This window comes from Mycobacterium colombiense, from assembly GCF_001665835.1.
In the GTDB taxonomy this organism is placed as follows: domain Bacteria; phylum Actinomycetota; class Actinomycetes; order Mycobacteriales; family Mycobacteriaceae; genus Mycobacterium; species Mycobacterium colombiense_A.
This window is the reverse complement of record NZ_LZSX01000089.1, coordinates 185,493-208,305: the sequence shown is the minus strand read 5'-3', so window position 1 is coordinate 208,305 and position 22,813 is coordinate 185,493. Positions and strand designations below refer to the sequence as shown.

Genomic DNA, 22,813 nt, shown 5'->3' with positions numbered 1-22,813 from the left:
AGGTTGGTGCGGGCGCGGGCCGTGATCTGCCCGGCGGCTCAATCCGGCTGACTTGCATCGATGCGGGCCAGCGCGGTGCGCAGAATCTGGCCGGTGGCGTCCCGGTCGGGGTCGCGGCGCAGCAGCAATCCCTTGGCGACCGACAGCTTGTCGCCGTTGCGGCGAGGCAAAACGTGCAGGTGGATGTGGAAGACGGTCTGGAAAGCGGCGCTGCCGTCGTTGACCGCGATGTTCGTCGCGTCGGCCAATTCGGTGCTGCGCGCGGCCCGGGCGATGCGTTGCCCCAGGGTGACCATTCCGGCCAGCGTCTCCGGCGGGGTGTCGGTGAGATCGACGCTGTGCCGTTTGGGTAGCACCAAGGTGTGGCCGCGGGTGAACGGGCGGATGTCGAGGATGGCCAGGTAGTCGTCGTCTTCGTAGATCCGGATGGCCGGAGCCTCGCCGGCGACGATCGCACAGAACATGCAGGACATGTCGCCCACGGTACTGGCTGCTGCGTCGCGCCCATGCCGAGACCATTCGGGGCCGGCCACGATTGTCGAGTTACGCTGCCGCGGTGAACGATCTCGCCTTCGCCGGCGCGGCGGCCCACGCGCGCATGCTGGCCAACGGTGAATTGACCGCGGCGGAGTTGCTCGAGCTCTACCTGGAGCGGATCGGGCGGCTGGACAGCCAGCTGCGTTGCTACCGCGTGGTGCTCGCCGACCAAGCCCGTTACCAGGCCGCCGTGGCGCAGGAGCGCCTGGACGCGGGCGAACGGCTACCGCTGCTCGGCGTGCCGATCGCGATCAAAGACGATGTCGACGTCGCCGGGCAGGTGACGACGTTCGGCAGCGGCGGACACCGGCCCGCCGTCAGCTCCGACGCGGAGGTGGTGCGCCGGTTGCGGGCCGCGGGCGCCGTGATCATCGGCAAAACCAATGTGCCCGAGCTGATGATGCTGCCGTATACCGAGTCGATGACCTTCGGAGCCACCCGTAACCCGTGGAATCCCACCCGCACCCCGGGGGGCAGTAGCGGCGGGAGTGCCGCCGCGGTCGCCGCCGGGTTGGCTTCGCTGGCGCTGGGATCCGACGGGGGCGGCTCGATCCGCATCCCCGCGACATGGTGTGGCCTGTTCGGCCTGAAGCCACAACGCGATCGCGTGTCGCTGGAACCGCACGACGACGCCTGGTACGGGCTGAGCGTCAACGGCCCGATCGCGCGGACGGTGATGGACGCGGCCGTATTCCTGGATGCGACGTCGACGGTGCCCGGCCCCGAAGGCGAGTTCGCGATCGCGGCAGGGCGCAGTCCCGGCCGGTTGCGAATCGCGTTGAGCACCAAGGTCCCAACCCCACTCCCGGTCAGGGTCGGCAAGGCGGAGTTGACCGCGGTCCACCAGGCGGGCGCATTGCTTCGCGACCTTGGCCACGACGTCATCACGGCCGACCCCGAATATCCGCCCTCGGCGATACTCACGAACTACCTGCCCCGCTATTTGCGCGGCATCTGCGACGACGCGGACGCACTGGCCCATCCGGAACGCCTGGAAGCGCGCACCCGCAACATGGCCCGCCTGGGGTCCTTTTTCTCGGACCGGCGGATGGAGGCCATCCGAGCCACCGAGGGGGCCGTGATCTCGCGGATTCAGGCGATCTTCGATGATGTCGACGTCGTCGTCACGCCCGGCACCGCGGCGGGCCCGTCCCGTATCGGCGCGTATCAACGCCGTGGCGTCGTGTCCACGCTGCTGAGGGTCGGTCAGTACGTTCCCTACCAACAGGTTTGGAATCTGACCGGGCAGCCGGCCGCGGTGGTTCCGTGGGACTTCGACGGGGATCGCTTGCCGATGTCGGTCCAACTCGTCGGCCGCCCGTATGACGAGGCGACCCTGCTGTCGCTCTCGGCGCAGATCGAAGCCGCCCGGCCGTGGGCCCTGCGGCGACCGCCGGTCTCCTAAGCGGGTTTAACCAGCACAGTCCACGCCGCGAGCTTGGTGCCCGGCCGTACCGCGTGGGCCGGGCTGGTCGACGGCAACCGCTGATACCCGATTCGCTCGGGCGCCGTCGCCAGCCGGCGGAACAGGTCGGCGGCCTTGGCGCCGTTGAAGTACACCGCCGTGATGGTGGGGTAGTGCTCGAATAACTCACCAAAATCGTTGACCGACAAACTCTTTGGCTCAATCGCCGAGTCGGAGCTGCCGACCCGGCGGCACGAGTGCAGCACGTCCCAGAGGGCGACACCATGGGACCGCAGTGCCGCGAGCCGTACGTTGTAGGGCGCGGTCGCATCGAAGCCGAACAGCTCACCGGTGATCGACCAGAACGCATTGCGTGGATTGGCGTAGTACTGGCCCGCCGCCAGCGACTGCGCGCTGGGAAACGAGCCGAGGATCAGCGTCCTGGCGCGCTCGTCGACGACAGGCGGGAATCCCCGCAGCAGCGGTGTGCTCATCACCTCACATCATGGCTCGCCCGCGTTGTACGTTGGCGACGTGCAGGACGGGGCCGACCAGAACATCGACGATCTGCTCGAGGGGCTCGAGGGCAACGCGCGCACCGAGCGCGCCGAGCTGGTGACGTGGCTGCTCGAGCAGGGCATCACCATCGAGGAGATCCGGACCACCAATCCGCCCCTGTTGCTGGCCACCCGCCACCTCATCGGCGATGACGGCACCTACGTGTCCACTCGCGAGATCAGCGAGACCCATGGCATCGACCTGGGCCTGCTGCAGCGCGTGCAGCGCGCGATCGGTCTGGTTCGGGTGGACGACCCCGACGCGGTCGTGCACATGCGGGCCGACGGTGAGGCTGCCGCCTTCTCCCAGCGATTCGTTGAGCTGGGGCTGGATCCCGAACAGGTGGTTCTCGTGGTTCGGGTGCTCGCCGAAGGTTTGTCGCGGGCCGCCGAAGTCATGCGCTACACGGCGCTTTCGGCGATCATGCGACCGGGTAACAGCGAACTCGAAATCGCCAAGGCTTCAAAGGCTTTGGTGGGCAAGATCGCGCCCATGCTCGGGCCGATGATCGAGCATATGTTGTTCATGCAGCTGCGCCACATGATGGAGACCGAGGCGATCAATGCCGCGGAGCGGGCCGCCGGCGAGCCGCTACCGGGAGCGCGCCAGATCACCGTTGCCTTCGCGGACCTGGTCGGCTTCACGAAGATCGGCGAGGCGGTATCCCCCGAGGAGTTGGGCCACCTGGCCAACCGGCTGGCCATTCTGGCCCGGGACATGACCGTGCCCCCGGTGCGATTCATCAAGACCATCGGTGATGCGGTGATGTTCGTCTGCCCCGATCCGCTGCCGTTGCTCGACGTCATCGTCAAACTCGTCGAAGCCGTCGACAGCGACAACGACTTTCCCCGGTTGCGAGCGGGGGTGGCGTCCGGCATGGCGGTGAGCCGGGCCGGTGATTGGTTCGGCAGCCCGGTCAACGTGGCAAGCCGGGTCACCAACGTGGCGCGCCCGGGCACGGTCCTGGTCGCGGATTCGGCCTGGGGCGTCATCGGTGACCGCGGTGGGTTCTCCGGATCGTTCGTCGGCGCACGTCGCCTCAAGGGCATCAAGAGCGAGGTGAAGCTCTTTCGCGTCCGCCGCGGCGACGGCGACTGAGGGCCACGCGGCACCGGGGAGAAAGCACCGGGAAGAAGAGTCCCGGCACATGGGCAGGCCCGGCGCGACTCTAGGGGGCGTCTGACTCCGTCTTATGCGTGTCCTACGCGGCCGGATTCCTACCCCGTGTTCCGGCACTTCGAATTGGTCGCTTCCGGGCCTGCTTCGCTAACCAAAATACGCCGACGAACTGCCCGGATCAACGGGTTTTGCGGGTTGGCCGGAGTCCTCGATCACCCGTGAGCCGGCGGCCGGATCTGGTGGGAAGTTGCCCGCGCGGGGTCCGTCGTTTCGCTGCCGGTGAAAGCCCGTTCCCTTACACATGCAACGGTGTAATCATGTAATCATGAAAGCGCATCACACACACGGGCGGCGTTACGGTCGCCCCGGGGGCTGGCAGCAGGCCCAGCAACCCGACGCCGGCGACGCCGCGGAATGGTTCGCCGGACGTCTCCCGGAGAACTGGTTCGACGGCGACCCCACGGTGGTCGTCGACCGCGAAGAGATCACCGTCATCGGCAAGCTCCCGGACGCGGAAGGCGAAGCCAGCGAGGCCCGCGCGGCCGGGCGAGCTTCGCGATTCCGCGAAGACACCCGATCGGAGCGGATGCACATCGCCGACGAAGCCCAGGATCGCTACGGGCGCAAGGTGTCCTGGGGCGTCGAGGTCGGCTCCACGGCCGGCACCGAGCGAATTCTGTTCACCCACATCGCCGTACCGGTCATGACGCGGCTGAAGCAACCCGAGCGCCAGGTGCTGGACACGTTGGTCGATGCCGGGGTCGCCCGATCCCGGGCCGACGCGCTGGCGTGGTCGGTGAAGCTGGTCGGCGAACACGCCGAGGAGTGGCTGGCGAAGTTGCGGGGCGCGATGTCGGCGGTCGACGACCTACGCGCGGAGGGACCCGATCTTCAGTCGTGACAAGAGCTTAACGGTACGGCCGGTCAGCCTTCCGGCTTGTCGCTGTTGATTTTTCCGACGATCTTGTCGGCGATCTGGCCGCCCTGATCGCTGATGTGGTACCCGCACGCGTTGATGTCGACGACAACGTTGTTGGCCACGCTGAGTGCGCGTTGGCACTCCCAGCCGTCGGCGCCTTCCTGGGTGTCCATCAGCGTGACTTTTGGCGGGCTGCCCTGAAGTTGGGCGAACGTCCACCGATAGGTCTTGTTCTTGTTGGTGACGGTCACCGTCTTGGCGGCGCAGCCCTTCCACTTCTCCGCGGAGGTCTGCACGAAGGTCTTGGCCCTGTCGGCGGACGGGAAGAGCACGACGGCCTGGTTGACCCAGTGGTCGTAATTGTCGCCCGCCTCCGAGGACACCAGTCCGCTGACCGCCGAGTAGCCGCTGCCGGCGTAGACCGGATCCTGGGTGGTGTAGAGCGCGCCCTGGCAATCCGGCGCGGACACCGTCACTGCGGAGCTGTCCGTCGCGGTGATCGGTTTGCCCGGCTGCATCGAGGACGAGCCCATTACGCCGTTGATGTCGGCCGGGCTGAGCAGCAGGCCACTGAGGCGTTCGGGTCCCAGCGGGGCGGCCTGCGGTGGTTCCGGTTTGGGCCGGACGACCAGCCAGATGCCCACCCCGCTGGCGATGACCACGAGCACGACGGCGACGGCCGCGATGATGGGCCAGACATTGGGGTGCGGCTTGGGCGGGGCCTGACCCCAGGGTGTTGAGCTGATGAACTGTGGCGGGCCGCCCCAGTTGGCGTTGCCGCCTTGGTAATACGGTGGCGCGGGCGGGCCGGCCGCCGGGATCGGGCCGCTGGTGGGGGTCCACGCCTGGACGCCCTGCGCCGGTATCGGACCGGAACTGGGGGCCGACGGCGGGTCGAATGGCGACGGCGGCGGGGTGTTGAACGTGGGCTGGTACGGCGGCGGAGGCGCTGGAGCGGCGTGGGCCTGAGCGCCGGGGTTGTCGACGGTGGGCCGTGCGGCTTCCTGGCTGCGGCGCAAGATGGTGGCGGCGCGGTCCTGGTCGGGGTTGCTGAGGGCCTCCTTGGCGGCGCGGGCCAGGTCACCCGCGCTGGCGTAGCGGTCTTCGGGCTTTTTGGCCATGCCGCGGGCTATCAACGCGTCGAAGGCCTTGGGGACGCCCGGGCGCTGTTCGCTGGGCGCGGGGATGGGATCCATCATGTGGGCGGAGACCAGCACGCCGGCGCTGTCGGCGCGGTAGGGCGGGGATCCGGTCAAGCACTCGAACAGCACGCAGGCCAATGCGTAGATATCGGCGCGATAGGTGACCTCCGCGTCGGAAAACCGTTCTGGCGCCATGTATTTCCACGTGCCGACCGCGGTGCCGAGCTGAGTGAGCTTCTCGTCGGTGGTGGCGCTGGCGATGCCGAAGTCGACCAGGTAGGCGAAGTCGTCACGGGTGACCAGAATGTTCTGCGGTTTGATGTCGCGGTGCATCACCCCGGCGGCGTGGGCGGAGTCGAGCGCGGAGGCGATCTGGGTGATGATGGCGACCGCGCGGGGTGGGGTCAGCGGGCCGAAGCGTTTGAGCGCGCTGTCCAGGTCGGTGCCCTCGACCAAGCGCATCTCCAGAAACATCTGGCCGTCGATTTCGCCGTAGTCGTGCACCGGTACCACGTGCGGTTCCTGCAAACGACCGGCCGTGCGGGCTTCGCGTTTCAACCGCTCGCGAAACACCGGGTCGCGGCTGAAGCTTTCGGAGAGGAGTTTGACCGCGACCGTCCACTCCTTGACGGTGTGTTCAGCCTCGTAGACCTCACCCATCCCGCCGCGGCCCAGCAGCCGCTTCAGGTGGTAGGGGCCAAACATCGACCCCGCCCGTGAGGACTGCTCGTCACTCATTCCTCATCCTTCCAACCCAACCCCCAGCAACCCGTGACTGAGCAATCATGACGGTAAGCGCGCGGGCGTCACACCGCACGATAACGGCAACAATTGCGGCGCGCGTGCGCGCGTGGTCGGCTTGCCCGGCTCCTAGCCCTCGTCGCCGTTGTCAACGGCGATCTGGAAGGTGAATTCGTGGTCGCAGATCCGGACGCGGTCGCCGTCCTGCAGGGTGGCGGCCGAGCGGATTCGTTGGTCCTGCACGTGCACGCCGTTCGAGGACCGTAGGTCGTCGATGATGTAGCCGGTTCCGGTGTCGACGATGACGGCATGGTGGCGGCTGACTTTGGGGGAGTCGAGGACGATGTCGTTGTCGCTAAGGCGCCCAATCGTTGTCGACCCTTGCAGGGGATAGCTGCGCCCGGTCACCTCGTGCAGATAGGCGCCAACCTTGTTGTCGGTCGTGTACTGCTCGAGCACGGTGATCGCGACCGCCGCGGTCGTCATGGCATTCTTCTTGGCGTCCAGCGGTTCCTGGCGCAGGATCCGGTCATTGAGGGCGCGCAGGTTCTGACCCGGGTCGATCCCGAGGTCATCGGCGAGCGACTTCTGCACGCGGCGGTAGGCCGCGAGCGCGTCGGATTGGCGGTCGGTGAGGTAGTAGGCGGTCATCAACTGAGCCCACAGCTGCTCGCGGTAAGGATGCTCGGCCGTCAGCGCTTCCAGCTCGGTGATCACGGTAAACGCACGTCCGCAGGCGATTTCGGCCTCGGCCTGCGCCGTGTGGGCCATGATCTTCTCCTCGACGAGGGACGTGGTGAAGGCGTCGACGAACCGGAAGTCTTCCAGGTCCTCGAGCACCGGGCCGCGCCATTCGGCCAAGGCCGCAGACAGGTGCTGGCTGGCCTGTTCGAAGCGTCCCGCCGCCGCCGCGTGCACGCCGGCGGTCTTTTCGGCGATGAAGCGGCCGAGATCGCAAGTGTCATTGGGAATGTTGAGCCGATACCCCGGCGGCGCCGCGACCAGTACCGTGCGCGGGTCCACGCCGGCTCCGGTCAGCAGCTTGCGCAGGTTGGACACGTAGGAGTGAATGCTGGCCCGCGCCCCCGACGGCGGCGACTCGTCCCACAGTGCGGTGATAAGCCGGTCGACGCCGACCGGGTTGTTGCGGTTCATCAGCAGCAGGGCCAGCACCGCCCGCTGTTTGGGCGTGCCGAGCGGCACCAGGGCACCGTCAACGCTCATCTCCAACGGCCCGAGCAGACCGAATTCGAGACGTTTGTCCGCCATCGGGCCTACCAGCCTTTCCGCGTCCGCGGCGTCGGATGCCATGAGGTCACAGTTGTGATTGTGACGCCAACCGGGCGGATTCGTTGACAATCCCGACAAACCGTCGAGGTCCGGCGGCATGTCGCCGAAATCATCGGCACGCTGGAGCACGGTCCCGTGATGACTGAAATGTGTTCGTGCCCAGCGCGATAGTGGATGCCTCGCACGAATTGGATTGCATCGTCGAGACATACCCGCGGCGCGCAAGTCCGGAGACGTTGCGCGCCGCGTGCGGCGAATCGCCGTCGGTTCAGGTGGTGACGACCATCAACTCGTTGCTGGTGTCCCATGACTGGACGAAGAGCTGGATGGGGATTTGCTCGTTACGGCCTTCCGGGGTGCCGCTGTCGTTGAGGTGAACCATGGCGGCGACGGTGTCCACACCCGTCACCACCACGGCGTGGTTGGACTCCGGGCGGCCGTTCTTGTCCTTCTGTTCGACGGGCTGGTGCCAGATGAGTTCGGCGTTGAGGCTGACGATCACCTTGTGACCGGCGGCCAGTGCTCGCTCGAGCCCCACCATTCCCGACGGGGTGCCGGTCTGCGCGGCGTCGTCCTTGTCGCCGGCGGCGGCGCCGATCTTGTACTGGGCCAGCAATTCGGGGATGTCCGCGGTGTTGGCTCCCGGGCCCGACTCCGGGTTGCTGCTGGCGGCGGGCTTGGTGTAGATCGGGCCGGGGTGGGCGACACTGGGCGTCGACTGGGCCTTTTCGATGATGTCGTGCTCGGACGGTTGCACGCCGGTGATCTCGCCGATGACGTCGGCGCTCGACATGAGCACGCAGTCGTCGTATTGCTGCTGCCGCCAGAACTGGGCGGCGGCGGTCGGGTCGCCGTAGGTGAGCTGGGAAGCCGCGGCGCCGGCCGGGGCTGCCAGACCGAGACCGACCGCGGTGGCGGCCACCACGAAGGTGAGGGTCTTGGCGATGTTGGCGGTCTTCACGGTGGGCCTCTTCTCGTGTCTCGCGGGTCTGTTGAGAAGAGCTTCGGATGTCCGCCTTTTTGACTTCTCTACGAATTCTTGGAGCCGTCCGGCGTGCGGTTGGCTCCAGCCGCCGATGGGGGATTCCGGTTACCCGGAATCCCCCATCGTGGATCGTTGGTCGGCTAGGCGGGCTGCCCGGAGAATTGCGGGCAGTAGGCGTTGGTGGCCGCGATCACCATGTTGGCCGCCTGCGGCGGAGTCAGGTTGGTGTGGCGGAAGATGTTGACGGTGACGGCGGTCGGGGTCTGGCCGGCGGCCAGGTCGGTGCATACCTGGTGGCCAGCTCGCACGGCATCCTGCGTCGACGCGAAAGAGACGCCGAGGCTTTGCATCTGGCCCAGGAACGCCTGGTCGGCGGTCTGCACGGAGCTCGCTGCGGCGGTGCCGGCCATGCCAACGGCGGCAAGCCCGATGGCGGCGGCGCCGACGGCGGTGGTGGCCATTGTGATGATGCGGCGGAAGGACATTGCTGCCACCCCTTTCAGGTGCGTTACTGAGTAGGACGATCCCAGCGTCTCGTTTGTTCCTTGGTGTCTTCTCAATAACTTCTTGGTAGCGATCGCGGCCGCTTATCAATGCGCTCGCCGGACGCGCGCCGTTACGCCTGTGTCATCTCGTAATACGTGCCGCGCCGGGCGAGTAGTTCAGTGTGATTGCCCTGTTCGACGATCCGGCCGGCCTCGACCACCAAGATCCGGTCCGCATCGCGGATCGTCGAAAGCCGGTGCGCGATGATAAAACTCGTGCGATCGCGGCGCAGTTCGCACATCGCATGCTGGATGATGGCCTCCGTGCGGGTATCGACCGAACTGGTTGCCTCGTCGAGGATCAACAACTGCGGGCGGGCAAGGAATGCGCGTGCGATGGTGATCAGCTGCTTTTCGCCGGCGCTGATGTTGCCGCCGTCACCGCTGATTCGGGTCTGGTAGCCGGCCGGCAACGTCCGCACAAAACGATCGACGTAGGCGGCCTTCGCGGCCTCGAGCACCTCGTCCGCACCGGCGTCGGGACGTCCGTAGGCGATGTTCTCCGCGATCGTCCCGTCGAAAAGCCAGGTGTCCTGCAGCACCATGCCTATTCGCGACCGCAGCGACCGGCGGTCCATCGTGGTGATGTCGACCCCGTCGACCAGGATCTGGCCCGCGTCGACGTCATAGAACCGCATCAGCAGGTTCACCAGCGTGGTCTTGCCCGCTCCGGTCGGCCCGACGATCGCCACCGTGCTGCCCGGTTCGGCCACCATGGACAGGTCTTCGATCACCGGAGTGCCCGGGCGGTAGGCGAAGCTCACGTGGGCGAATTCGACGCGTCCGCCCGGGCTGGCGGCGCCGGCGCCGGGCCGGGCGGCGGGCGTGGGATCCGGCGATTCCTCGGGCTCGTCCAGCAGCGTGAAGACGCGCTCGGCGCTGGCCGCCCCGGATTGCAGGGTGTTGTACATCCCGGCCAGTTGGCTCAGCGGTGAGTTGAACTGCCGCACATACTGAATGAACGCCTGGATGTTGCCCAGGGTGATGTGGCCGGTGGCCACCTGCAGGCCACCGACCACGGCGACGGCGACGTAGCCGAGGTTGCCGATGAAGGTGGTCGCCGGTGCCACCAGCCCGGAGAAGAATTGAGCGCCGAAACTGGCCTGGTAGACATCGTCGTTGAGGGTGCGGAACTGCTCGCGCGCCGCCGCCTGGTGGCCGAACGTCGTGACCACCGTGAAACCGCTGTAGGTCTCCTCGATGTGGGCGTTGAGACGCCCGACGCTGGTCCACTGGGCGACGAACAGACGTTGGGAACGTCGCGCGATCGCCCGCGTCGCCAACAGTGACAACGGCACCGTCAGCACGGTGATCAGCACCAGCAGCGGCGAGATGGACAGCATCATCGCCAGCACCGCCACCACGGTTAGAACCGATGTCAGCAGTTGACTGATCGTCATCGACAGCGACGATTGGATGTTGTCGATGTCGTTGGTGACGCGGCTCAGCAGTTCACCACGCTGGCGACCGTCGAAGTAGGACAACGGCAGCCGGTGGATCTTGTCCTCGACATCGGAACGCAGCGCGACCATGGTGCGCTGCACCGTGACGTTGAGCAGCCGGGCCTGCCCCCAAATCAGCAGCGCGGAAACGAGATACAGCGTCAGTGCCAGCATCAGCGTCCGTGCGACCGCCCCGAAGTCCACGCCGTGGCCGGGCACCACGTTCATCCCGGACAGCAGGTCGGCGAACGTGTTGGCTCCTCGGCTGCGTGCGGCGGCGACGGCCTGCGCCTTGGTGATTCCGACGGGGAGCTGGCGCCCGATCACACCGTTGAACAGCAGATCGGTGGCATGCCCCAGGATCCGCGGGACGATCACGCCGATGGCCGTGCCGGTGATTCCCAAGGTGATCACCGCGGCGCACAGTCGTCGTTGCGGCGCAAGCTGTTTCACCAAGCGGGCGGCCGAGCCCCAGAAGTCGCGGGAACGGGTGGCGGGGGCGGGCCGACCGGCCGCCTTGGTGGTCGCGCGGGTCACGGCGTGCCCCCGACTCGACCCGAGCGCACGGCGTCGACCGACTGCGAGTCGGCGAACTCGGCGTAGGTGGTGCAATCGGCCAGCAGCGATTCGTGCGTGCCCGCGCCAACCAGATTCCCGTTGTCGATCACGATCACCTGGTCGGCCTTCGCCGCGATCGAGATGCGTTGTGTGACAACGATGACGGTGGCGTCACTGGAGATTTCCTGCAGCGAGGCGCGGACCCGCGCGTCGGTACGGGCATCGAGCGCGCCGAACGAGTCGTCGAACAAATAGATGGCCGAGCGGCGAATGACCGCCCGCGCGATGGCGAGTCGCTGCCGCTGCCCGCCGGAGAAGTTGATCCCGCCCTGCGCCACCCGCATGCGCAGCCCGTCGTCGTGGCCCCGCACGAAATCGTCGGCGGCCGCGACCCGCAACGCTTCCCACATCTGTTCGTCGGTCACGGCGTGGCCGGGCGCGGCGCCGTAGCGCAGGTTGTCCGCGACCGTCCCGGAGAACAGGTAGCCGCGCTGGGGAACCAGCCCGATCGCCGACCACAACCGCTCGGTCTGATAGTCGCGGACGTCGATGCCGTCCACCGAGACCGCGCCGCTGGTCACGTCGTAGAGGCGGCAGATCAGCGAGACCAGCGTCGACTTGCCCGAACCGGTGCTGCCGACGATGGCGGTGGTGGTTCCGGGCAGCGCGGTCAGCGAAATGTTTTGCAGCACTGGGCGATCGGCGCCCGGGTAGCTGAACGTCGCATCATCCAGACGCACCGTCCCAGTGATCGCGCCGCGCGGGGACCGTGGATTCGGGGGATCGGTGACGGCGGGGCGGGTGGCGAGCACCTCGGTGATCCGTTCGGCGCAGACGGACGCCCGTGGCAACACCACCAGCGTCATCGTCGCCATCAACACCGCCATCAGGATCTGGGTGAAGTAGGCCAAAAAGGCGGTCAGCGAACCCACCTGCATCTGGCCGCGGTCGATGCGCATCCCGCCGAACCAGATCAGCGCGACGCTGGACAGGTTGATGGTCAGCGTGGTCACCGGCAGCATCAACGCCTGCCAGTTGCCCGCGGTCAGCGCGGTATTCGACAGCGCGGCGTTGGCGCGAGCGAAGCGGTCACGCTCGAAATCTTCCCGGGTGAACGCCCGGACAACCCGCAAGCCGGACAGCTGGTCACGCATCACCCGGTTGATGCCGTCGATCAGGCCCTGCATCCGGCGGAACAGGGGCAGCATGTGCGACATCACCCAGTAGTTGGCCACCGCCATGATCGGCACGCTGACCAACAGCAGCCACGTCAGCGCGGCCTCCTGGCGGATGGCCATGAATATCCCGCCGAGGCACATGATCGGGGCCGTCACCAGCACGGTGCCCGTTATCTGGACCAGGTACTGGATCTGCCGCACGTCGTTGGTGCTGCGCGTCAACAGCGTGGGCGCCCCGAATCGGGCGGTCTCGCGCTCGGAAAAGGTGGTGACGTGTTCGAACATCGCCGCACGCAGGTCGCGACCGAAGCCCATCCCGGTGCGCGAGCCGAAATAGACCGCCCCGATCGAGCACAACACCTGCAATGCGGTGACGCCGAGCATCACCATGCCGAGCCGGACGATGGTGGTGGTGTCGCCCTTGGCGACGCCCTCGTCGATGATGGCGGCATTCACCGTCGGCAGGTACAGCGACGCGAGGTTGCTGACCAGCTGCAGCGCCATCAGCACCGCCACCAGCCGTCGGTACGGCTGGATGTACTGGCGCAGCAGTGCCAGGAGCATTGGGTAACTGTCGCATACCGTCCGCCCGGCCGTCCCCGCCGACCGCCGGACGGTCAAGGTCCGCGTCGCACTTGATGGGCGCCTCGAAATACCTGCTCAGGCGCGTCGGTGGTTGACCCGCTGGGCTGCCGCTACAGTGCATCGTGTGGACCAGCAGCGGGCGGAACGGAAGCAGGGTGGCGGTGCGTCGTAACACGAGGGCGCTGGCTCTTGTGGCGTCAGCATTGACGATCCTGATCCCCGCGGCCGCGGGCTGCTCCGATTCCGGCGGCAACAAACCGGGCGCGACGGCGTCGTCGGCGCCGCAGAACGGCCAGGGCAGCCACGGTGCGATGTTCCCGCAATGCGGCGGCATCAGCGACCAGGCCGTTGCCGAGCTCACCAAGGTCACCGGGCTGATCAACACCGCACGCAACTCCGTCGGGTGCCAGTGGCTCGCCGGCGGCGGCATCCTCGGGCCGCACTTCTCCTTCTCCTGGTATCGCGGCAGCCCCATCGGGCGTGAACGCAAGACCGAGGAGCTCTCGCGTGCCAGCGTCGACGACATCAACATCAACGGCCACAGCGGTTTCATCGCCGTCGGCAACGAGCCCAACCTGGGTGACTCGCTGTGCGAGGTGGGCATTCAGTTCCAGGACGACTTTATTGAATGGTCAATCAGTTTCAGCCAGAAACCGTTCCCGCCGCCCTGCGACATAGCGAAAGAACTGGCTCGTCAATCGATTGCGAATTCGAAATGATGGCCCCGATGCGTGCCGGGTCGCGCAGCAGAAGGACTGCCCGCATCGCCGCTACCGTGGTGATCGCCGCGCTGCTGGTGTTGACGGGCTGTTCCCGCTCGATCGGGGGCAACGCGGTCAAGGCGGGTGGCAATGTGCCCCGCAACAACAACTCCCAGCAGCAGTATCCGAACCTGCTCAAGGAATGTGAGGTCTTGACCAGCGACATCCTGGCCAAGACCGTGGGCGCCGATCCGCTCGACATTCAGAGCACCTTCGTCGGTGCGATCTGCCGCTGGCAGGCGGCCAACCCGGCCGGCCTGATCGACATCACCCGGTTCTGGTTCGAGCAGGGCAGCCTGTCCAACGAGCGCAAGGTCGCCGAATTCCTGAAGTACAAGATCGAGACGCGTTCGATCGCGGGCATCGACTCCATCGTGATGCGGCCCGACGACGCGAACGGCGCATGTGGCGTGGCCAGCGATGCCGCCGGGGTGGTCGGATGGTGGATCAACCCGCAGGCTCCGGGCATCGACGCGTGCGGGCAGGCCATCAAGTTGATGGAGCTGACGCTGGCCACCAACTCCTGATCAAATCTAGCGCGGCGACGATGCGCCCGGCGGAGCCGGGTGTGGAGGAGCCGGGCAATCGAATCTAGCGCGGCACCTCGAAGTCGATCAGCGTCGCCAGCCCGAGCTCCAGCTGCTTCCACGCGCACGGCACGGCGAGCACCGCGATCGCCGACGTCGGAAACTTGGCCGAAATCCGTTCGGCGGCCGAGGTATTCGTATCACCTGCACCGCCGAGCCCCAGCGCGAGTGCCGATATCGTCGGCTCATGGCCGATGACGAGCAGCGTGCTGACGCCGTCGTCCACGGTGTTGATCTCGTCGATCATCGTGCCCGGGGTGGTGGCATAGAGGCGCTCGCTGTATCGCACCGGCGCCTCGACGCGGGTGTTCAGCAGCGTTTCGCGGGTGCGCGTCGCCGCGGAGCACAGCACCCCATCGATGGTGGGCGCGTTGGCACGCAACCAGTCGCCGGCGAGCCCGGCCTGCTTGATTCCGCGCGGCGCCAACGGCCGATCATGGTCGGCGACACCGGGCGGGTAGTCGGACTTCGCGTGCCGCATCAACAGCAAGGTGCGCTGGTCAGTCACGAGAAATCAGATTAATCAGTGCTGCGGCAAATAGTAGTCCTCACCATCGCCGTCGAGCAGTTTTTGCGGGTGGTAGCAGGTGTTGGTTGGCAGATGAAGTGGCCGAGCTCGGCTGTATCCGGTAGGCGTAGCGAGTGGAGATGGTCGGCCGATAGCCAGCACAGTCTCGGCGGCGACGGCCAGAACCAGCCTGATGGGGGACGAATCCTAAATTCTCTGCGAATTTGTCCCGGGCGTTGTAGAACTTGGAATAGCAGTCCCCCGCTCGAGGCACGCGCTGCCATTGCCGAAGCTAGAAGGCGTTACAGTGAAAGAGTCGTTGCGCACGGGAATTAGATTACTGGTGGCACCGGGCGCCACCTTGTGGGTAATCCTCAATTCGGCGGTAGCCTGGGCCGGGCCGGGCGGCAACCTTCCAGGCCCCGGCGTCTGCGACTATCCCGGTGTTGGCGGAAGTACTTTCGAGGCGGGGGCCACGACGTACTACTGCGATTTTCCTCTCGAAGAGAACAGCACGCACTGGCACTGCGAATATGGCGGATGGAACATGGGCGGTCCAGGTGGCAATGCCCCGATCGGTGGAAGTTTTATGGGTTTTGGGTTGACCCTTCCTGCAGGCGATTTCGGGGGTGCTTCCGGTAGCTGTTCATGGCGCTGGCCGGATAACACGATCGGCCCTGCACCGAATCCACCGGGCGCATGGAAGAACTATTTGGTGCCCAAGCCGCCACCGCCCGAACATCGGGCACCCCCGCCTCCATCAGCTGAGCCAGAGTCCGGACCACCGCCAATCATGAATCCGAATCCCGGCGATGAGCCACAGACACCGGCCTACACCAACCCGGCGTTTCCGAATCCCGGCAGGCCTGTCAACCCGCCAAGTTAGCTTGTATCGGAAAGTGTTGTTCGCCAATGTGGTTCGAGCCGGGCTCGTGGATGGTGAGCTTGGCCGACTGCAGCGGCTTGCGCAGGCCTTCAGGTCTAGATTCACACTGGCGCAACTCATCTGAGGCATAGTTCGCGAGCAAATTCCTGACCGCGGCATTGAGCCGGTTTTCGTCTCAGATTCGACCCGCCGATCAAGAACCACAGGGTGTCGCCGGATTTCTCAGATCGAGACCTGCCGATCGAGGTCCCGCGTCTTGTCGGTGCGCAGACCTAAACTCTCGATGCCCAGGTAACACGCACTTCGAAAGGGGGTCGCCGGCATGCGATTCCTGCACACCGCCGACTGGCAGTTGGGCATGACCCGGCACTTCCTCGCCGGTGACGCGCAGCCACGCTATTCGGCGGCCCGCCGCGACGTGGTTTCCGCTCTGGGCGCGCTGGCAGCAGAAGTGGGCGCCGAGTTCGTAGTCGTGTCGGGCGATGTCTTCGAACACAATCAGCTTCCGCCCAAGGTGATCGGGCAGTCCCTGGAAGCCATGCGCGCCATCGGAATTCCGGTGTACCTGCTGCCGGGCAACCACGACCCCTTGGACGCCTCGTCGGTGTACACCAGCGTGCTGTTCACCCGCGAACGTCCCGACAACGTGGTGGTGCTCGATCAGGCCGGCGTGCATCAGGTACGTCCCGGGCTGGAGATCGTCGCCGCGCCGTGGCGGTCGAAGGTGCCGACCACCGACCTGGTCGCCGACGTCCTCGACGACCTGCCCGCCGCGGAGGGCACCCGGATCCTCGTCGCGCACGGGGGCGTCGACGTACTGGATCCCGACCGGGACAAGCCTTCGCTGATCCGGCTCGCCACGGTCGACGACGCTCTGACCCGCGGCGCGGTGCACTATGTGGCGCTGGGGGATAAGCACTCGCTCACCCAGGTCGGCGGCAGTGGCCGGGTGTGGTACTCCGGCTCCCCGGAAGTCACCAACTTCGACGACGTCGAATCCGACCCCGGCCACGTCCTGATTGTCGACATCGACGAGGCCGACCCGCGGCGCGCGGTCTCCGTGACGCCGCGGCACCTGGGCAGCTGGCGGTTCGTCACGATGCACCGGCAGGTCGACACCAGTCGCGACATCGCCGATCTGGACATGAACCTGGACCTGATGACCGAGAAGGACCGAACCGTGGTGCGCCTGGCCCTGACCGGTTCGCTGACGGTCACCGACCGCGCCGCACTGGACGCCTGCCTTGATAAATACGCACGGTTGTTCGCATGGCTGGGCCTGTGGGAACGTCACACCGATTTGGCGGTGATCCCGGCCGACGGCGAGTTCAGCGATCTGGGCATCGGAGGTTTCGCCGCCGCGGCGGTCGAAGAATTGGTGGCGACGGCGCGCGAGGAGGACTGCGCGACCGCCGTCGACGCGCAGGCGGCGCTGGCGCTACTACTGCGCCTCACCGACCGGGGCGCGGCGTGAAGCTACACCGGCTGATCCTGACGAACTACCGCGGCATTGTGCACCGCGAAATCGACTTCCCCGACCACGGCGTCGTCGTGGTGTGCGGCGCCAACGAGATCGGCAAGTCGTCGATGATCGAGGCCCTGGATCTGCTCCTGGAAGCGCGGGACCGCTCGACCAAGAAGGAAGTCAAGCAGGTCAAGCCCACCCACAGTGACGTGGGCTCCGAGGTCTCCGCCGAAATCAGTTGTGGCCCTTATCGTTTCGTCTATCGCAAGCGGTTTCACAAGAAGTGCGAGACGGAGCTGACCGTGGTCCGGCCGTACCGCGAACAGCTGACCGGCGACGAGGCCCACGAACGGGTCCGCGCGATGCTGGCCGAGACGGTGGACAGCGACCTGTGGCACGCCCAGCGGGTGCTGCAGTCCGCGTCGACCGCCGCGGTGGATTTGTCCGGATGCGACGCGCTCTCGCGGGCGCTCGATGTGGCCGCCGGCGACAGCGGGGGCTTGTGCGGCACCGAGCCGCTGCTCATCGAGCGCATCGACGCCGAATACGGCCGTTACTTCACCCCGACCGGACGTCCGACGGGTGAGTGGGCCGCCGCGATCACCCGACTCGCCGACGCCGAGGCCGCGGTCGCCGAGTGTGCGGCGGCGGTCGCCGAGGTCGACGACCGGGTGGCCCGCCACGCCGTGTTGACCCAGCAGGTGGCCGACTTCTCCCAGCGCCGTATCGCCGCCGGGCCGCGCGTCACCGCCGCGCAGCAAGCCGCCGACAAGATCGCCGCGCTGACCGCGCAGCGGCGTGAAGCTCAGCTGGTCGCCGAGGCCGCGGCCGCCACCGCCGCCTCAGCTAGCGGCGCCCACACCGCACGCCGGCAACTGCTCACGGAAATCGACACCCGGGCCGGCGCGGTCGCCGAAACGCGAACTCAGGCCCAGGAAGCCGCGGCCGCCCACGCGGCGGCACATGCGGAGGCCGAAGCGTCCGGCGCCGCGCTGCAGCGGGCCACCGAGGCCCTGGCCGAGTTGCAACACCGGACCGAAGCCGTGCGAGGCGCGGTCGACCAACTCGCCAACCGCGAAGAGGCCGATCGGTTGACCGCCCGGCTGGCCAAAATCGATGCCATCGAGCGGGATCGCAAACGGATCGGTGTCGAGCTCGGCACCATCGCCGTCACCGAGGCGGTGCTGCGACGCATCGAGGACGCCGCGGCCGCGGTCGATCGCACCGGTGACCAGTTGGCGCTGACGTCGGCGGCGATCGAATTCACCGCAGCCGCAGACATTCAGCTGACCGTGGGCGGCCGGCAGATCTCCCTGCCGGCCGGACAGAGCTGGTCGACCACCGCCGCCGGACCCACCACGGTAGAGGTCGCCGGTGTCCTGACCGCCCGGGTCACCCCGGGCGCGACCACGCTGGATATTCACGCCAAACACGCTGCGGCACAAGAGGAGATGGCAGCGGCGCTGGCGGCCGGTGAGGTGAACGACCTCGCCGCGGCACGGTCCGCCGACCAGCGTCGCCGCGAGTTGCACAGCACCCGCGATCAGCTCACCGCAACTCTGGCCGGCCTCTGCGGTGACGAACAGGCCGACGAGCTGCGGTCGCGGCTGGCGCAGTTGCGCGCCGAACACCCCGCCGAGGCCGAACTCGTTCTCACCGATATCGGCGCCGCCCGCGCCGAACTCACCGCGGTCCTTCAGGCGCGCGCGGCCGCATCGAGCGAATGCGAGGCACGCCGCCAGGCCGCCACCGCCGCCGCCACCGAGCTCGCCGAGTTATCCACGCGGGCAACGGTTCTGCAGAACACCCTGGATGCTCAACGAGCCGAGCTGGACGCCGCCGCCGGCCGGCTGGCCGCCGAACGCGCGTCGGCCGGCGATGACGAACTCGCGGCCGCTGCGGCCACGGCGCTGGGCGCGGCGCAGGCCGCGCAACAGCGGGCTACCGAACTCGCCGACGCCCTGGCCGCGGCCGCACCCGATGCGGTCGAGACCGAATTGGCCGATGCCAAAAAGGAAGCCGACTCGCTGCGCGAGCGCTACGAGGAGGCCGCCCGCGCGTTGCGTGAGATCACGATCGAACTCTCGGTGTTCGGCAGTGAGGGACGCCAAGGCAAGCTCGACGTCGCGGAAACCGAACGCGAGCACGCCGCCAGCGAACACAGCCAGGTGGGCGCCCGCGCCCGCGCCGCGCAACTGCTGCGGTCGGTCATGACGCGCCACCGCGACACCACCCGTCGGCGCTACGTCGAGCCCTATCGTTCGGAACTGCAGCGGCTCGGCCGCCCGGTCTTCGGCCCGAGTTTCGAGGTCGATATCGACAGCGACCTGTGCATCCGCAGCCGCACGCTGAACGGCATCACGGTGCCGTACGAATCCTTATCCGGCGGCGCCAAGGAGCAACTCGGCATCCTGGCGCGGCTGGCCGGCGCGGCCCTGGTCGCCAAGGAGGACGCCGTCCCGGTGGTGGTCGACGACGCGCTCGGTTTCACCGACCCGGACCGGTTGACCAAGATGGGGGAGTTGTTCGACACCGTGGGCGCCCACGGGCAGGTGATTGTCCTCACCTGTAGCCCCGACCGCTACGACGGTGTCAAGGGCGCCCACCGCATCGATCTCAGCGCTTAGCCCTGGCGGCTGACCACCGCCGATATCGCTGATCAAAGCGATTCATCGCCGCACTCGCGCCTTGCCTGCAGAATGGGATGATGGGGGGCCCACGCGAATGACGATGAACGCGAAGCGCAGCCGGATACAGGAGAAGCTGGCGGAACTGCCCGGCGTCCGGCCCGTGCGCCGGCCGATCTCACCGCACAGCGCCGAAGAGTTCGATCTGTACTACGTGCGCGCGGGCCGCAAGTCCACCCATCCGCTGGTCATCATCCCCGGCGGTCCGGGAGTGGCGTCGGTGCAGATGTACAAGGGGCTGCGGCGGCGCGCGGCGGCGGCCGGTCTCGACGTCATCATGATCGAGCACCGCGGGGTGGGAATGTCGCGCCACGACGATTCGGGTGCCGACCTGCCCCCGCAAGCGCTGACCGTGAACCAGGTGGTCGACGATGTGGCGGCGGTGCTCGACGACGTCCAAGCGGAGTCGGCCGTCATCTACGGCGCCTCGTACGGCACCTACATCGCGGCCGGCGTCGGGGTGCGCCACCCGCACCGCGTGCGCGGCATGGTGCTCGATTCACCGCTGCTGTCGCGGCACGACATCGTCATCGTGCGCCGCGCGATCCGCCGGCTGCTGCTGAAGGGCGACAGCCCCGAAACGGCCCCGTTGGCACCCAAAATGCGTAAACTCGTCGATGCCGGCGTCATGAACGCGACGGCAACACAGGTCGTCGCGACGATCTACGGGTACGGCGGAACCGACTTGCTCGAGCGGCAACTCGACCTGCTACTCGATGGCCGAAAACTGCTGTGGTGGACGCTATCCCGGTTCACCACCCTGAGCAATCTGCCGTTTCGGTACGAAGAAGATCTGGTGAGCCGCATCGCATTCCGCGAACTGGACTACGCCGCCGAACCCGACGGCCTACCTCTCGATCCCGCGCTCGCCGAAAGCAGAGCCCGCACGCAGCGAGTGACTTTCGAAGACGAACCCTATGACCTGGTGGCCGAAATGCCGAAATTCGACTGGTCCACCGCGGTGGTTTCCGGAGGTCGTGACCTGATCACCCCGCCGGCCGTCGCGCAACGCGTCGCGTCGCTGCTGCCCAATGCGGTGCTGTTGAGCCTGCCGAACATGGCGCACAGCGCGCTGGATTTCCGTGAACCCGTCGCACTCGCCAGCGCCGACGCGGTTCGGCGCGGCGACCTGAATGGCCTCGCCGCACAGGCGTCGGCGTTGGACGCGCTCCCGCCGCGCCCGGAGGTGCGGCTGCTGTGGAAGGCGCTCGGGGCGGCGGCCGTCGTCGAGGGCGCCCTGCCGATCCCGAATCTTTTACGGCGGCGCCTCAACTCCGCGTGAAGCCGATGGCGGTGTAGTTGAGGTCGGCGAGACCGGCGGCGCCGAAATTGGCCAGCGTGCTGCGCACCGCGACATCGCCGGGCGACTGGGTCAGCGGAAGGCTGAATCCCTCCGCCCAGATCATCTTGTCGAGATCGTTGGCCAACGCCCGCGCCTTGGCCGGATCGAGTTCTTCCAGCGTGCCTTCGATGGCGGCGTCGATCTGCTCGCTGCCGATCTTGCCGAAATTGCTCTCCCCGTCGGACTTGTAGATCTGGGTCAGCGCCGACAGTGGGAAAGCATCTCCGAGCCAACCGAATTGGGCCATATCGAAATCGCCGACGTTGATGTAGTTGGTGAAGAAGCCGCTGCCGGATCGGGAGACGAGCTCGAGCTTGACGCCGATCTGGGCGAGGCTGTGCTGGGCGATCTGGGCGAACTGCCGGCTGCCCTGGGCGTCGTAGAACAAGTCGCGGATGACCAGCTGCCGACCGCTTTTCTCCCGGAACTGTCCGGCCCGCTTCCAGCCCAGCGCGTCAAGTTCCCGGCCCGCCGCGGCCGGGTCGTAGGGCAGGACCGAGCCGTTGTCCTGATAGCCCTGCTGCCCGGCGACATAGATGTGATTGCCCAGTGCCACAGGGTCACTGGTGAGGCCGTACTGGACGACCTTGGCGATGGTCTGGCGATCGATCCCCTTGGCCACCGCGACGCGCAGTGCCTTGTCGGCCAGGATCGAGCCGGGGGCACCGTTGAACGTGAAGTGTGACCAGGCCGGGGCGGGCGCGCGCCGGATCGAGATCCCCTTGGTGCGCTGCGCGATGGTCAGCTGGTCGATCGTGCCGACCCCGGTGGCGTCGATCGTGTTGTTCTGCAAGGCAGGGAGCCGCGCGGCATCGTCGAGCACCAGGTAGGTGATGCTGTCCAAGCGGGGCCGCGCACCCCACCATTTCGGGTTGCGGCTCAACACGATCCGCTGGGTGGTCCGATCCAGCGACGAGACCACGAACGGGCCGGCCGACGGACCGGGCCCCTCCAGCTGGCCCTTGTTGAACGCCTCCGGGGTGGTCGTCACGCTCTTGGGCAGCAGCATTCCGTTGCCGGCGAACATGCCGCGCCATTCGGCGTAGGGCTTGGCGAACGTCATGACGGCCTGCCGGTCGTCGACGCCGCGGGTCACCGACGCCACGCGGTCGGCGCCGCTGGGCCCGGCGATCTCGAAGGACTTGTCGACGCCGCTCAGGGCGTGGATCTGGCTTGCGATGTCCTCCCAGGTGATCGGCGTGCCGTCGGACCATACCGCCTTGGGATTGATCGTGTACGTAACTACTTGCGGCGCAGTGCCGGTGAGCTCGATGCTGGTGAAGTAGTCGGTGTCGACCGTCGTCGAGCCGTCGGGGCCGATGACGAACGCCCGGGGCAGGGTGGCCTTCATCATCGCGGAGACGTCGGCCGAGTTGCCGTCGATGTGCAAGATGTTGAAGTTCGGCGGAAAGTCGGTCAGCGCCAGTCGCAGGTCGCCGCCGTCTTGCAAGGTCGCCGGATCGTGTGGGTTGATGTCGCTCGTCGAGCCGATCTGCGCGTTGTGGCCGGTCTCCGGTATCAGGTTGACGGCCGGCGAGCAGCCCGACAGCGCAACGGCCATCGCCAGAAACGC

At 67.1% G+C, this 22,813-nt stretch carries 18 protein-coding genes; 8 read left to right on the top strand and 10 right to left on the bottom strand.

The annotated features are described in order from the left end of the window. Nucleotides 1-38: 38 nt before the first annotated feature. Nucleotides 39-473, bottom strand: coding sequence for an HIT family protein (locus A5760_RS22845; protein WP_064885077.1), 435 nt, complete (start codon nt 471-473; stop codon nt 39-41). Between the two features lie 83 nt (nt 474-556). On the opposite strand from A5760_RS22845, the gene A5760_RS22840 reads away from it, so the two are divergent. Then, on the top strand, nt 557-1,942 hold the full coding sequence (locus A5760_RS22840) for an amidase (protein WP_082279579.1): 1,386 nt from the start codon (nt 557-559) through the stop codon (nt 1,940-1,942). Here A5760_RS22840 and A5760_RS22835 read toward each other — a convergent pair. Next, nucleotides 1,939-2,436 (bottom strand): DNA-deoxyinosine glycosylase, encoded by a 498-nt coding sequence (locus A5760_RS22835; RefSeq protein WP_064885006.1) that lies wholly within the window; start codon nt 2,434-2,436, stop codon nt 1,939-1,941. The two genes, A5760_RS22840 and A5760_RS22835, sit on opposite strands and share 4 nt — an antisense overlap. Before the next feature lie 40 nt (nt 2,437-2,476). On the opposite strand from A5760_RS22835, the gene A5760_RS22830 reads away from it, so the two are divergent. Both A5760_RS22830 and A5760_RS22825 read left to right on the top strand, forming a co-directional pair. Further along, complete coding sequence (locus A5760_RS22830; protein WP_196772171.1) at nt 2,477-3,598, top strand: adenylate cyclase regulatory domain-containing protein; 1,122 nt, start codon at nt 2,477-2,479, stop codon at nt 3,596-3,598. A 346-nt stretch (nt 3,599-3,944) separates the two neighbouring features. Beyond that, a complete protein-coding gene (locus A5760_RS22825; protein ID WP_064885004.1) occupies nt 3,945-4,520 on the top strand; it encodes a hypothetical protein in 576 nt (191 codons plus the stop codon). Nucleotides 4,521-4,543: 23 nt separating this feature from the next. Here the strand turns inward: A5760_RS22825 and A5760_RS22820 are convergent, their stop codons facing one another. From A5760_RS22820 to A5760_RS22795, 6 genes are all read right to left on the bottom strand, one after another. Further along, complete coding sequence (locus A5760_RS22820) at nt 4,544-6,418, bottom strand: serine/threonine-protein kinase PknH/PknJ (protein WP_064885002.1); 1,875 nt, start codon at nt 6,416-6,418, stop codon at nt 4,544-4,546. A gap of 132 nt (nt 6,419-6,550) precedes the next feature. Further along, nucleotides 6,551-7,690 (bottom strand): BTAD domain-containing putative transcriptional regulator, encoded by a 1,140-nt coding sequence (locus tag A5760_RS22815; protein ID WP_064885071.1) that lies wholly within the window; start codon nt 7,688-7,690, stop codon nt 6,551-6,553. A 289-nt stretch (nt 7,691-7,979) separates the two neighbouring features. Next, entirely contained in the window at nt 7,980-8,672 is a 693-nt protein-coding gene (locus A5760_RS22810) for a hypothetical protein (RefSeq protein ID WP_064885000.1), read from the bottom strand. Nucleotides 8,673-8,836: 164 nt separating this feature from the next. Then, nucleotides 8,837-9,181, bottom strand: coding sequence for a DUF732 domain-containing protein (locus A5760_RS22805; protein ID WP_064884998.1), 345 nt, complete (start codon nt 9,179-9,181; stop codon nt 8,837-8,839). A 131-nt stretch (nt 9,182-9,312) separates the two neighbouring features. Next, nucleotides 9,313-11,220, bottom strand: a complete 1,908-nt coding sequence (locus A5760_RS22800; RefSeq protein ID WP_064884996.1) for an ABC transporter ATP-binding protein — start codon at nt 11,218-11,220, stop codon at nt 9,313-9,315. Further along, nucleotides 11,217-12,983 (bottom strand): ABC transporter ATP-binding protein, encoded by a 1,767-nt coding sequence (locus A5760_RS22795; protein WP_064884994.1) that lies wholly within the window; start codon nt 12,981-12,983, stop codon nt 11,217-11,219. The genes A5760_RS22800 and A5760_RS22795 overlap by 4 nt, the downstream gene beginning before the upstream one ends. Before the next feature lie 182 nt (nt 12,984-13,165). Here A5760_RS22795 and A5760_RS22790 point away from each other — a divergent pair, with 182 nt between their 5' ends. After that, nucleotides 13,166-13,723, top strand: coding sequence for a DUF3558 domain-containing protein (locus tag A5760_RS22790; RefSeq protein ID WP_064885066.1), 558 nt, complete (start codon nt 13,166-13,168; stop codon nt 13,721-13,723). 8 nt (nt 13,724-13,731) lie between these two features. Beyond that, a complete protein-coding gene (locus A5760_RS22785) occupies nt 13,732-14,292 on the top strand; it encodes a DUF3558 domain-containing protein (RefSeq protein ID WP_064885068.1) in 561 nt (186 codons plus the stop codon). A gap of 64 nt (nt 14,293-14,356) precedes the next feature. On the opposite strand, the gene A5760_RS22780 is transcribed toward A5760_RS22785, so the two are convergent. After that, entirely contained in the window at nt 14,357-14,860 is a 504-nt protein-coding gene (locus A5760_RS22780) for a SixA phosphatase family protein (RefSeq protein WP_064884992.1), read from the bottom strand. 1,208 nt (nt 14,861-16,068) lie between these two features. On the opposite strand from A5760_RS22780, the gene A5760_RS22775 reads away from it, so the two are divergent. From A5760_RS22775 to A5760_RS22765, 3 genes are all read left to right on the top strand, one after another. Next, on the top strand, nt 16,069-17,220 hold the full coding sequence (locus tag A5760_RS22775; protein WP_064884990.1) for a metallophosphoesterase family protein: 1,152 nt from the start codon (nt 16,069-16,071) through the stop codon (nt 17,218-17,220). Then, the gene (locus tag A5760_RS22770) at nt 17,217-19,838 is read left to right on the top strand and encodes an AAA family ATPase (RefSeq protein WP_064884988.1); all 2,622 of its coding nucleotides are present in this window, start codon (nt 17,217-17,219) and stop codon (nt 19,836-19,838) included. The genes A5760_RS22775 and A5760_RS22770 overlap by 4 nt, the downstream gene beginning before the upstream one ends. A 97-nt stretch (nt 19,839-19,935) precedes the next feature. After that, nucleotides 19,936-21,180, top strand: a complete 1,245-nt coding sequence (locus A5760_RS22765) for an alpha/beta hydrolase (protein WP_064884986.1) — start codon at nt 19,936-19,938, stop codon at nt 21,178-21,180. Here A5760_RS22765 and A5760_RS22760 read toward each other — a convergent pair. Further along, nucleotides 21,167-22,801, bottom strand: coding sequence for an ABC transporter family substrate-binding protein (locus tag A5760_RS22760; protein ID WP_155764430.1), 1,635 nt, complete (start codon nt 22,799-22,801; stop codon nt 21,167-21,169). The genes A5760_RS22765 and A5760_RS22760 overlap by 14 nt on opposite strands. Nucleotides 22,802-22,813: the final 12 nt, after the last annotated feature.

Coding starts and splice junctions, on each gene's coding strand:
- A5760_RS22825 (WP_064885004.1), top strand. CDS start 3,945: ATGAAAGCGCATCACACACACGGGCGGCGTTACGGTCGCCCCGGGGGC.
- A5760_RS22805 (WP_064884998.1), bottom strand. CDS start 9,181: ATGTCCTTCCGCCGCATCATCACAATGGCCACCACCGCCGTCGGCGCC.
- A5760_RS22785 (WP_064885068.1), top strand. CDS start 13,732: ATGCGTGCCGGGTCGCGCAGCAGAAGGACTGCCCGCATCGCCGCTACC.
- A5760_RS22815 (WP_064885071.1), bottom strand. CDS start 7,690: ATGGCGGACAAACGTCTCGAATTCGGTCTGCTCGGGCCGTTGGAGATG.
- A5760_RS22775 (WP_064884990.1), top strand. CDS start 16,069: ATGCGATTCCTGCACACCGCCGACTGGCAGTTGGGCATGACCCGGCAC.
- A5760_RS22760 (WP_155764430.1), bottom strand. CDS start 22,801: ATGGCCGTTGCGCTGTCGGGCTGCTCGCCGGCCGTCAACCTGATACCG.
- A5760_RS22845 (WP_064885077.1), bottom strand. CDS start 473: ATGTCCTGCATGTTCTGTGCGATCGTCGCCGGCGAGGCTCCGGCCATC.
- A5760_RS22835 (WP_064885006.1), bottom strand. CDS start 2,436: ATGAGCACACCGCTGCTGCGGGGATTCCCGCCTGTCGTCGACGAGCGC.
- A5760_RS22820 (WP_064885002.1), bottom strand. CDS start 6,418: ATGAGTGACGAGCAGTCCTCACGGGCGGGGTCGATGTTTGGCCCCTAC.
- A5760_RS22765 (WP_064884986.1), top strand. CDS start 19,936: ATGACGATGAACGCGAAGCGCAGCCGGATACAGGAGAAGCTGGCGGAA.
- A5760_RS22795 (WP_064884994.1), bottom strand. CDS start 12,983: ATGCTCCTGGCACTGCTGCGCCAGTACATCCAGCCGTACCGACGGCTG.